This is a genomic window from Nostoc sp. LEGE 12447 (genome assembly GCF_015206985.1).
Classification (GTDB): domain Bacteria; phylum Cyanobacteriota; class Cyanobacteriia; order Cyanobacteriales; family Nostocaceae; genus Nostoc.
In genome coordinates, this window is record NZ_JADEXT010000092.1 from 1 (window position 1) to 12,358 (window position 12,358).

Here is a 12,358-nt window from a genome sequence, read left to right on the forward strand (position 1 = left end):
ATAGATGAGGGGGAGAAAAGGGGTTGCCCTCGGCAACCCCTTTTCTCCCCCCTTAAAATGATTATCATTCTTGAGAAAACCTGTCTCTTGTTTTTCTTGGAATAATTTATTCTTTGGAAGTCCCTTACATCTATAAACTGGCACTCTGTAACTGGTATGGAGAGTATAGCAAAGCTGTTGAGTATGCAGAGAATGCCGAAAAATTTGTTGCGGGAGCGCGAGGAATTTTTATTAATCCTGTTTTCTATTTTCACCAAAGTATTGCCTTAGCAGAGGCTTATGTGGAAGCAGATACCGCAACTCAAGTCATTTATCTGCATAAACTAAATGCCAACTTAGAAAAATTCCAGCAATGGGCAATGCACTGCCCAACTAATTATCAACACAAGTTTCTGCTGATTCAAGCTGAAATTGCTCGGATTTCTAAACAAGATTATCAGGCAATGGAGCTGTACGATAAGGCGATCGCTTCTGCTGCCGAAAACGGTTATTTACAAAATGAAGCCTTAGCAAACGAACTCGCATTTCGATTTTACTGGGACAAGGATAGAAAAAACTTTGCCAAAGTTTATTTTAAAGAAGCCCGCTATCGCTATCTCAAGTGGGAAGCTACAGGTAAAGTCCGACAACTGGATGAACAATACTCCCAACTTTTTAGAGATCCAGTCGGGGAGGTAAATGGGCGTAGTACAGCTACAAAGCAGATTCGGGATATTTCTGGAGCTAAAACCCAAACTTTAGATTTAAGCACAGCAATTAAAGCATCGCAGGCACTCTCAAGCGAGATGGAGTTAAATCCTCTGCTGGAGAAAATGATGACGATCGCGATCGAGAATGCTGGTGCCCAAATGGGTTATCTACTTGTAAAACGGGATAACCAGTGGGTGATCGAAGCCGAAGGAAGCATTGATCGAGATCAAGTAACAGTGCGATCGTCTAGTCTGTTTCAAGTAAAGCATAAGCTACCAGTTTTGCTGATTAACTATGTTGAAAGAACAAAAGAAAATTTGGTTTTAGACGATGCTAGCCACGCAGAGCGTTTTGTAAGTGACAATTATATTGTTGCCAATCAACCTAAATCAATTTTGTGTTTGCCTTTCTCTCATCAGGGTAAGCTAACTGGAGTTCTTTACCTGGAAAATAACCTCACTACCGGAGTCTTTACCGCAGATCGATTAGAAGTACTGAACTTATTAACTTCGCAAGTTTCCATCTCTATAGAAAATGCTCGACTCTACACAAATTTGCACATATACTCCCAGGAGTTAGAAATTTCGGAAACACAAGCGCGTGAGAAAGCAAAGCAGCTAGAACACACGCTTGATGAATTGAAGCTTACCCAGTCTCAGATGGTGCAAAGCGAAAAAATGTCTAGCCTAGGGCAGTTGGTGGCAGGTGTTGCTCACGAAATTAATAACCCAGTCAGCTTTATCTACGGCAACCTGACTTACGTAAATAATTATGTCAAAGACTTGATGAGTTTAGTACAACTTTATCAGCAGCAAAACCAGAATTTACCACCTCAAGTTCAAAATGAAATAGATGCAATTGACTTAGATTTTTTGATGGAAGACTTACCGAAACTGTTAGCTTCCATGCAAGTGGGAACCGATCGCATTCGTCAAATTGTATTATCTTTACGAAACTTTTCCCGCCTAGACGAAGCTGATGTTAAAGCCGTTAATATCCATGAGGGCATTGATAGTACTCTAATGATTTTGCAAAATCGGCTCAAACCCCAGCCAGATTCTCCCGGAATTCAGGTAATACAGGAATATGGCAACCTGCCACCTGTAGAGTGCTACCCTGGCCAACTGAATCAGGTATTTATGAATCTGCTCGCCAATGCGATCGACTCTTTAGAGGAATTTAACGAACATCGGACTTATGCAGATATCGCACTTCAGCCAAGTATCATTACAATTCGTACTACTGTTGAAGGCAATTTAGCCGTCATTCGCATTGCTGACAACGGTTCTGGTATCAGTGAAAATGTGCGATCGCAACTCTTCACACCCTTTTTCACTACCAAAGCTGTTGGTAAAGGCACTGGTTTAGGGCTATCTATTAGTTACCAGATTGTGACTAAAAAGCATCGAGGAAAGTTAGAATGTGTATCCGTTTTAGGACAAGGGGCTGAATTTATTGTTTCTATCCCCCTTAAGGCAAGGCTAGTACCGCAAGGCGGAATTAAAAATTAAAAATGAATACAGCGTAAGCATTTCATTGATTTAAGTAGGTCGGCGAAATTAAAGCTAACTGGCTAATAGGCATCATGTAAAAATAACTTGAACAATTTGCCAAATAGTTAGATCATCAGAATGTAAGCGAATGAAAGACCTATATGTCTGATCGGCAGGTAGTCGCAAGCATTCAAGACAAATATGATTCGTTAAAGCCCTATTTGAACGAGAAAACACGGCGTATTTGGGCAGCAATTGAAGCCCGAAGCCTGGGGTGGGGAGGCGTAAGCCAGAAAGCGAAAAGCAACTGGACTATCGCGGACTACAATTGTATGTCACCAATGCACCCACTACTCAACTCACACTACCACAAGCGTTTCGGCTTTTCTTAGCGCCATTCTTACTCGTAGTTATTGGCCTGGACTGTTTCATTGTTACGAAGTTGAAGGTTTACCTCGAACCAATAATGACCTTGAACAAACATTTGGTGTTTTACGACATCATCAACGTCGTTGTACCGGTCGTAAAGTGGCTCCTTCATCACTTGTAATTCGAGGAACAGTCCAGTTAGCTTCAGCCATTGCTACTGCACTTCATTCTTTTACCGCCCAGGATTTGGCTCAAGTTTGTGTTCATACTTGGCAACAATTACGCTCTGATTTACGCCAACATCAACTTAATCGCATTGAACAACTTCGATTCCGTCGAAATCCTCAAGCTTACTTGAGAAATCTTGAGAAAATACTTCTCTAGCAAACTTTGCGGTTCTAGGTTTTCTAAACCCCTTGCCAGGCAACTATTTCAGCTTTTCTTAGTGCCATTCATACCTTTGGTGATGAGTATGAAGTTTACAGGCAATGCACAAAACGATTAATTCCTTACCTGTTCTAATTTGTTCAGTTGATATACATAAGATAAATGAATTTTGACCTTAACCGAGAAGTATTGCAAAAACTGAGATACTCCTTATTAATTTTTCTTAGATAACTCCTCCATCTTCTTTCGCAAACTTAGGGGTCTCATATCAGTCCATACTTCTTTAATGTATTCCATACATTCTGATTTTATCCCAGTTTTACCTGCATCTGTCCAACCAAGGGCATTTTCTCTATCAACAGGCCAAATAGAATACTGCTCTTCATGATTAACTACAACTTTGTAAATTGTTGTATCTTCAGTATCTGCGTTACTCATTATTTTTTTTACTCCAAATATTTATTTATGATCTATTGAGATTGCTTTCGTGCTGAAAAAATAGCGTAGCTATTATATTGATAATCTGCTATGTTTCCCTCTTCATCGTAGACATTAATATCAGTAAAGCCTACATTCTGAAGAGCAGGTATAACTTCTGCTTGAGAATAAGCTCTAACTAAATTATTAATATCTAAACGCTGCCAACTGCCTCCTAACGGTTGAAAAATAGTAATAGTAAATTCTCCTGTTTTTTCTTTAGGATTATGGCTATAGCGACAAGACCAAGCGAAATCATGTTTCACATCACCCTCAGCGATTTTACCATTCCAAGATTTGTAACCATCTTCTAGTTTTAATCCAAACATAAAAATCCCGTTAACTACTAAACTATCATGCACCTGCATAAAGACTTTTTGCAGGTCTTCAATGCTTATTATGTCGTTAAGGCTAGCGCTAGGAGAAATAACTGCGTGGAAAGTAGGCGGTAAGTTAAAAAATCTAGCATCATCATGAATAAATCTAGCATTAGGTGCATTTTCACGAGCATATTGCAACATTGGTTCTGAAATATCAAGGCCCGTTACTTGATAGCCTTGCTCGATTAATTCCTGTGCTATATGTCCTGTACCACAACATAAATCAAGAATATTTGCTCCTTCAAGAATCTTATATTGTTGTAGTAATTTTTCAAAAGGAGGCAAATTATGCTGGCAATACTTTAGGCCCCAATATTCATTATAAATCTTAGCCCAAGAGTCATATTGAGGATTAGAATTGATTGTAACCATTTACCTGTACTCCGATTTTTAATTTCTTTTTTAATTAAAATTACTAACGTTATAACTATGGTAATAAACCACCTTTTCGCAGTTCATTGATAGTACTTTTAACTGCTTCAATTACATATTCCAGGTCTTCATCGGTGTGCGCTGTCGACATAAAACCACCATTTCCTATTAGGAAAACTCCTTGATATAGAAGATGATAGGATATCAAGTCTATATTCTCTGAAGTAGAATTTCCAGAATCAGAAGTATTTCCTAAAGGAATAGAATTAAACATAGAACCGCAATTTGCTAACCGAATTGGTACTCCATCTGCTTGAAAGTAACTATTCAGTTTTTCTACAAACTGGGAAGTACGTTGATTTACCTTTTCTTGAAGAGCAGTGCCTTGATTTTTTAAATAGTTAAGCACTGCCTTAGCAGCAGCCATAGCTAAGGGATGTTTGCAGTAAGTACCGCTAAAAAATGTTGTTTCTACTTGCGGGAAAGAAGCATCCCCGTAGCTCCATATTCCACCATCAATTCTATCCATGTAGTCTGCTTTGCCTGCTATAACTCCAATGGGCAAACCACCACCTATAATTTTTCCATAAGTTGCTATATCTGCTTTAACACCAAACCATGCTTGCGCTCCACCTAAATGAAGGCGAAAGCCTGTAAGCATTTCATCAAATATTAATGCTGTACCGGATTTTTGGGTGATTTCTCTTAATTGCAACAAAAACTCTTGAGGCTGTATATTTGGTCTTTCATCTTGAATAGGTTCAACTAAAACAGCAGCTAATTCATGTTGATAAGCTTTGATTACTTCTAACGATTTAAAATCACCATAATCCAAAACTAAAACATCTTGAGCTACATTAGGCAATACACCGGGAAAACGTGGAACTACAACTAGATTGTCGTCTAATTTCTGTCTTTTAACTAAAGTGCCATCAAAATGTCCATGATAAGAGCCTGCAAACATAGCAATTTTTTGGCGGCCTGTTGTAGCGCGTGCTAGACGTAGTGCCGTCATTACGGCTTCTGTACCTGTATTACTAAAAGTTACCCGTTCCATACCAGTTAGTTTACAGAATAACTCTGCAACTTCACCAGCTAAATCTGATTGTGGGCCTATATGTATACCTTGTTCTAGCCGCTCTTGTATGGCTTCTTTAATAAAAGGTGGATTATGACCAAAAAAACTTACTCCAAAGCCCATCAACAGGTCTATATATTCATTTCCATCAACATCCCAAATTTTAGAACCAGAAGCACGTTTGCCAATAATGGGATAGACTATTTCTTTAATAGTTTTGTTAAATCCGATAGAATTTCTTCTATCTGCAAGCACAGAACGATATGCTTGAGTTAGCTGTTTCGATGTTTGTGTCCGTTTGGAATAACGGGCAATAAAGTTTTCTAGATACTGCTGTTGAGGATTCACCTTGGCTGTAGTTGTTGAATTTGTTAATTGCATAGTATTAATGTGTGGCGAATTTTATAAAGCATTAGATGTTGATCAATTTATGTTTGGGAGCCTCCAAAAATCCTTTTTGCATAAGATAAGACAAGTAAGTATTAAGCAAACTATCATCGATTGGTGGGCAAATAATAGAGGTATTTGCTAGCCCATCGAGTGTATTCTGGCAATCAAACTTTAGTACTGCTGAGTTATGATTCTGTTCACTCAGCAAGGGTACAAGTGGATATAGTGGATGTTCTGGGTAGTGTTCAGCAATGTTAATCAAATCTGCTTGCCATTGGTCATTAGAAATTTGTTGCAGTGGATAGCCAAGGGAGCGGAGTAATTTGATCAGCTTAATTGAATGAAAAGGTTGGGAATTTACAAAGTGAAATGCCTTCCCTATAGATTTTTCTTGTCTGGATAAATAGACTACGGCTTTGCTCACATAATCTACAGGAGCCATATCTTCAATCATATTGCCATCTGGCACTTTTTCAAGTTTTATACAGCCGATGATTAATCTGTATAAAAAGTCATTTTGATTGAATACTCCGGTTTTGCTGTGTCCAGAAACACGTCCTATCCTATGTATAGTTACAGTAAGGCCGCGATCGCGTGCAATGTTAACTAACTTTTCGGCAACCCATTTACTTTGCGTGTAGCCGCCAGATGGCACTTGATAATCATTGAGGTTATCTTGTTCTTGAACTATTTTTATGCCAGAATAACCTTCGGGAGAGAATACCCCATTAGTTGATATAAAATGTACAGGTTTGATTTTAACTTGACTTGCTAGCCTCAAAACTTCTTGAGTTCCTAATACATTCGCCCCCTTGAGTGTGGAATATGGAGAAGTATGATGAACCCATGCACCATTGTGATAGATAACATCAATTAATTCAGTCAATTCTTGAAATCCCTGTCTCGAAAGTCCTAAAAGTGGTTTAGACAAATTTCCGACAACGGGAATAATTCTATAACTAAAAGTTTCATTCCAAAGCAAATATGATTCGAGGCAGCTTTGAATTCTTTTTTTGCCTTCTTCTGCATTAGCAGCACGTACTAAACAATAGATATCTGCATGAGTTTGTTGCAGTAGTTCATAAAGCAAAAATGCTCCGACAAAACCTGTAGCTCCAGTTAATAAAATGTTAGTAGGCTGAGTTGGATATTTAATTGGTATTTCCAGACGGATTGTAGGATCAAGAACAGCCTCTGTTTGCCAATCGATTTGATTATTCGGAGTAATAGCAAGAGTAGAAAAACCCATTTTTTGAGCTGTTTCAATACTCTGTGTTAAACTAGCGATTGTCGGCATTTCAAACAAACTGCTTAAAGGTAGTTCTATTTTCCAAGTTTGTCGAATCTGAAAAATAAGTTGTGTTAGTAGTAATGAATGCCCTCCCAATTCAAAAAAGTTGTCTTCAATTCCAACTTGTTTAACCTTTAGCAATTCAGCCCAAATTTTCGCTAGTTGTTCTTCGATGGCTGTACGTGGTGCTATATAAGTTGTTTCAATATTAGAATAAGTCTGGCCAGGTAGAGGAAGTGCTTTGCGGTCTATTTTACCATTTGGTGTAAGTGGTAATTTTTCCAGTAATACAAAAGCAGAAGGAACCATGTACTTTGGTAAATTCTCTTTTAAGTATTTGCGTAAATGTGGTATTAGTTCGGTATTATTTACTGAATCAAAATTGCCAGTATTAGGAACAATATATGCTATTAAACGCTTATCACCAGGTTTATCTTCCCTAATTACAACCACACTATGTTGGACAACGGAATGTTGAGCTAATTTAGCTTCGATTTCTCCTAGTTCAATCCGGAAGCCACGAATTTTTACTTGATGATCAACGCGTCCAAGAAACTCTATATTACCATCAAGTAGGTAACGCGCTAAGTCACCAGTTTTATATAGACGCGCACCGTGCTTATTACTAAAGGGGTTGCTAATGAACTTTTCTGCTGTTAGTTTTTGGCGTTTAAGATAGCCTCGTGCAAGACCAGTACTACAAATGTATACCTCACCAGGTATACCAATTGGCAACGGTTGTAAATGACTATCCAATATATAAATTTGGGTGTTAGCAATTGGGCGACCAATGGTGACTAGATCATCTTCTGGCTTAATACAAGAAAATGTAGAATAGGTTGTGTCTTCAGAAGGGCCATAAAGATTAAAGACATTTTGCACAAAAGTTTCTTGATACAACTGCTGCACCAATGGTTGAGGCAAAGGTTCACCTGCTAAGTTAATGGTACGTACAGAAGCGGGTATACTATCAATTTTTAGTAATTCAGCGATCGCAGATGGAACTGTATTGATTAAAGTTACTTCTTGAGCAGCAACTGAAGTCTGTAAATGCAACAAATTTTCTGCAACAATTACCTTGCCACCCCAACTTAGAGGCACAAATATTTCAAATATTGATAAATCAAAACAGATAGACGTTGATGCTAAAACACCAGCTATGTCTTGGTCGTTAAATACTTCTTTTGCCCAATATATTAAGCCAATAGCATTTTGATGTTCAATAATAACTGCTTTTGGTTGACCCGTTGAGCCAGATGTATAAAGAATGTAAGCGTTATTAATAGGTGAAACTTGATTATTGATATTTTCTTGGCTTTCATTATTAATAATTTTCCAGTCTCTATCAACACAAATTGCTTCGGCTTGATGAGGAGGTAATGTATCTAACAGGTGTGCTTGAGTAAGTAGTATTTTTACTTGAGCGTCTTGGAGCATGAAAGCTAAACGTTGAGGGGGGTAATTTGGATCTAGTGGCAGATATGCCCCGCCAGCCTTGAGAATTCCCAAGAGTGCAACTATCATATCTAAGGAACGCTCTACACATATCCCCACCAGTACCTCTGGCCCTACTCCCAGTTTTTGCAGATAGTGGGCGAGTTGATTTGCTCTTTGATTTAGTTCTTGATAAGTAAAATAGTAATTTTCGTATACTACCGCTACAGCATCAGGTGTTTTTTCTACCTGTGCTTCAAATAATTGATGAATGCACTGGTCTTGTGGGTAATCAATTTCAGTATTATTCCACTCAACTAATAAAGTATGCTTTTCTGCTTCTGTCAATAGAGGCAAGTCTGACAGGCGCTGCTCAGGATTAGCTAGAATACCTGCTAACAAATTGCCCAAATGTCCTAACATCCGAGTTATAGCATCATCATCAAAGCGATCGCGATCATAAGCAATTTCTAATGACAACTCTTGGCTAGGTACGGCTGTCACCGTTAAAGGATAGTTTGTCCGTTCATCGGTAACAACATTCAAAATTTCTAGATTATCAATTTGCCGTTTTGAAGTGTCCACCGGGTAATTTTCAAATACCAAGATGCTGTCAAATAAAGACATTCCCCGTGGGACTTCACTCCACCCTTGCACCTGTACTAACGGACTGTATTCATATTGAGAAATTTCTGCCTGTTTAGCTTGAATCTGTTTGAGCAAAGCTACAACAGAAGTATCTGCTGCTACTTGCACTCTCAGAGGTAAGGTATTGATGAACAATCCTACCATAGATTCTGCACCCGCCAGCGTTACCGGACGACCAGAGACGGTGACACCAAAAACTACATCTTTCTCGCCACTGTAATAGCTCAACAGCCAAGCCCAAGCACCTTGTACTAAAGTATTGAGGGTAATTTGCTGCTGACGAACGAGCGATCGCATTGCTGCGGTTTGACTAGCTGATAATTTTATTTGTTGGGCTGCATGGTTTTTTATTTGGCTATGACTAATAGTCAGTGTTTTTTCAATACGGAGGTTAGTAGGAGCAGAAAAACCATTCAATGTCTGTCGCCAAAAAGTCTCAGCCTTTGACAAATCCTGCTTCTGTAGCCATTTTATGTAATCGCGGTAAGGACGGGGAGGCTCTAACCGTAATTCTTCATTTTGGCAGAAGGCAGTATAAAATTTAAAAACTTCTTCCAGCAACATTGATGTAGACCAACCATCGGTAATTAGATGATGGGTGTTCCAGACAAAATGGTAAGTATTTTCGCTGGCTTGAATCAACGCCAAACGCATCAACGGCGCTTGGGAGAGATCAATACCTAAAGTGCGATCGCTTTCTAAAAAAGCTTCTAACTTTTCTTGCTGCTCAGTAGATGAAACGCCCTGCCAGTTGTAATGTTTTAAAGGCAGTTGCACTTGACGCAGCACCACTTGTATAGGTTCTTTTAAACCTTCCCAGCGAAAACAAGTCCGTAAAATTGAATGACGCTGAATTACCTGCTGCCAAACTCGTTCAAATACAGGAATATTCAGTTGTCCAGAAAGAGTACATACTAACTGATTAAAATAAACTCCTGTATCTGGTGCAGATAGGGTATGAAAAAGTAATCCCTGCTGCATTGGTGAAAGAGGATAGAAATCCTCTACATTTTGCATACCCATTTTAAACGTCTCCAATTGCTGCAATGATGTTTTCGAGGTCAGTTTCACTCCACTGAAAGTCTGATAAATCTGCTGGGAGCGAGTTATTTTCAGAAACTTGGTGAATTAAAGAGAGTAATGCCTTGATAAAATTCTCAGCTAGATTCTCAACCGTGCTTTGGCGATGAATCGCATTGCTGTAAGTCCAACTGATTTGTAATCGGTCTGTAACTACAATGGCGTTGATATCTAATAAATGGCGACGGCTTCCCTTTGGACTGCTTGCAGAGCCAATATCTGCATCAGCTAAACTAAAGGTTGATGATTCTGAAAGGACTTGATCAGATTGTCCTAAGTAGTTGAACAACACCTCAGCTTGAGGTAGAGTTTGCAGTTTTTCTGCGATTGATTCATCATCGCTAAGATAACGCAGTACACCATAACCAATTCCGCGATTGGGAATCTCGCGTAATTGCTCCTTGATAGTTTTTACCGTCGTAGCTTGGTCAGAAGTTGCTGGCAAGTTTAATAATACTGGGAAAATGGTCGTAAACCAGCCGACAGTTCGTGACAAATCCACATCATCAAAGATGTCTTCCCGCCCATGTCCTTCTAAATCTAAAAGTAGTGTTGGCTCTCCTATCCACTCAGCAAAAGTTTGTACCAGTGCGGTGAGTAATACATCGTTAATTTGAGTTTGGTAAGCGGCTGGTACTTTTTGTAATAAAGCTTGGGTATCTTCCACACTTAAGGAAACAGATATAGTACGAGCCGAAACAACTGTGTTTTCGCCTCCGGGAAAATCTACTGGGATGCGGGAAACGTGACGACGGGATTCTGCACACCAGTACTCTAGTTCATTTTGAAGTTCATCTAACTGGGCGTAGTTTTTTAACTTTTGCGCCCACTGCTGGAAGGAAGTTGTTTTAGCTGGTAATTTAATTGCCTCACCCGCTTGTAGTTGGGTGTAAACAGTTTGGAAATCTTCTAGGAGAATGCGCCAAGAAACACCATCAACGGCTAAATGGTGAATGATTAGTAGTAGGTAGCTGGGCTGATTTGCACTACGGTCAAAAATAGCCGCTTGTACTAACGGACTCTCTGAGAGATTGAAACTAGCTTGTAATTTTGTGGCTGTAGAGGCGATCGCTAATTCTTGTTCCTGCTGTGGCAATGTAGAAAAATCGCAGCGTGTCACTGTAATATCTCTAGGAGGAGCAATAAACTGCTGCCATTCAGAAACTTCCTTGACAAAACGCAGCCGCAGTGAATCATGATGCAATATCAACTGCTGCATTACTTGTTCTAAAACCTCTGTGTCGAAATTTTGCCGCATTTCCAGCAGAATTGCCTGATTACAGTGGTGTGGCTCAGGTTGATTTTGCTCAAAAAACCAGTGTTGAATCGGGGTGAGAAATACATCACCTGTCACTAATCCTTGTTCTGCTTGGATAGTGCGAACCGTACCCGCCACTGCTGCCAATTTTGCAATTGTCTGGTTATCAAACATTTGCTTGGGAATCAATTGCAAACCAGCTTGATTAGCTTTAGCAATAATTTGGATACTCAAAATAGAATCGCCGCCCAACTCAAAGAAATTGTCGTGGATACCTACCCGTTCCACACGCAAAACCTTAGTCCAAATGTCTGCTAGTAATTTCTCCGTCGGCGTAGTAGGAGCAACAAAAGTACCTGATTCGGCTCTAACTTCTTCTGGTGCTGGCAATGCTTTTGTATCTACCTTGCCATTATTTGTCAAAGGCAGAGCCTTTAATGGTACAAAAACCGAGGGAACCATATAATCAGGCAGTTTCTCTGACACAAAGCTTTGCAGAACGTCGATAGAACTGGGTGATTCTGCATTCCAAACAATGTATGCAGCTAAACGTTTGTTACCTGGAACATCTTCTCGTGCTATGACTACAGCTTCCTTTACCCCTGAATGCTCTAGAATTACGGATTGAATTTCTGCTAACTCAATGCGGAAACCGCGAATTTTTACCTGGTCATCGATTCGTCCGAGAAATTCCAGAACCCCATCTGGTCGGTAACGCGCCAAATCACCTGTTTTATAAAGTCGTTCCCCTGGTATTTGAGAAAATGGGTTAGGAATAAACTTTTGTGCTGTCAATTCTGGCTGATTGAGATAACCTCTAGCTAATCCCAAGCCACCAATGTGCAACTCACCCACCACGCCAATCGGTACAGGTTGACAGTATTGGTCAAGCACATATAACTGGGTGTTAGCAATAGGATTACCAATTGCGACTGAAGTAGAAAGATTTTCTCCTGTCGGTACTTGGTAAATGCAACAACCGACAACTGTTTCTGTCGGCCCGTATTCATT

The 12,358-nt window shown here is 39.5% G+C and carries 7 protein-coding genes and 1 pseudogene; 3 read left to right on the forward strand and 5 right to left on the reverse strand.

Annotated elements, in window-relative coordinates:
• Window positions 1–113: 113 nt before the first annotated feature.
• From IQ274_RS35475 to IQ274_RS38215, 3 genes and pseudogenes are all read left to right on the forward strand, one after another.
• Entirely contained in the window at window positions 114–2,201 is a 2,088-nt protein-coding gene (locus IQ274_RS35475; protein WP_194145141.1) for an ATP-binding protein, read from the forward strand.
• A 143-nt stretch (window positions 2,202–2,344) separates the two neighbouring features.
• Window positions 2,345–2,513 (forward strand): annotated as a pseudogene (locus IQ274_RS35480) (ISAzo13 family transposase); the annotation flags it as partial.
• A 198-nt stretch (window positions 2,514–2,711) separates the two neighbouring features.
• Window positions 2,712–2,936, forward strand: coding sequence for a hypothetical protein (locus IQ274_RS38215; protein WP_175586457.1), 225 nt, complete (start codon window positions 2,712–2,714; stop codon window positions 2,934–2,936).
• A 216-nt stretch (window positions 2,937–3,152) separates the two neighbouring features.
• Here IQ274_RS38215 and IQ274_RS35490 read toward each other — a convergent pair whose 3' ends face one another.
• The 5 genes from IQ274_RS35490 to IQ274_RS35510 all read right to left on the reverse strand — a co-directional run.
• Window positions 3,153–3,377: an MbtH family protein gene (locus tag IQ274_RS35490; RefSeq protein WP_163926792.1), complete on the reverse strand. Its 225-nt coding sequence runs from the start codon at window positions 3,375–3,377 to the stop codon at window positions 3,153–3,155.
• A gap of 32 nt (window positions 3,378–3,409) precedes the next feature.
• Window positions 3,410–4,168: a class I SAM-dependent DNA methyltransferase gene (locus tag IQ274_RS35495; RefSeq protein WP_163926793.1), complete on the reverse strand. Its 759-nt coding sequence runs from the start codon at window positions 4,166–4,168 to the stop codon at window positions 3,410–3,412.
• A 55-nt stretch (window positions 4,169–4,223) separates the two neighbouring features.
• Entirely contained in the window at window positions 4,224–5,627 is a 1,404-nt protein-coding gene (locus tag IQ274_RS35500) for an aspartate aminotransferase family protein (protein WP_163926794.1), read from the reverse strand.
• A 31-nt stretch (window positions 5,628–5,658) separates the two neighbouring features.
• Window positions 5,659–10,032: a non-ribosomal peptide synthetase gene (locus IQ274_RS35505; protein WP_194145142.1), complete on the reverse strand. Its 4,374-nt coding sequence runs from the start codon at window positions 10,030–10,032 to the stop codon at window positions 5,659–5,661.
• 1 nt (window position 10,033) lies between these two features.
• Window positions 10,034–12,358, reverse strand: a 2,325-nt coding sequence (locus IQ274_RS35510; RefSeq protein ID WP_194145143.1) for a condensation domain-containing protein, incomplete at its 5' end; no start/stop codon positions are given.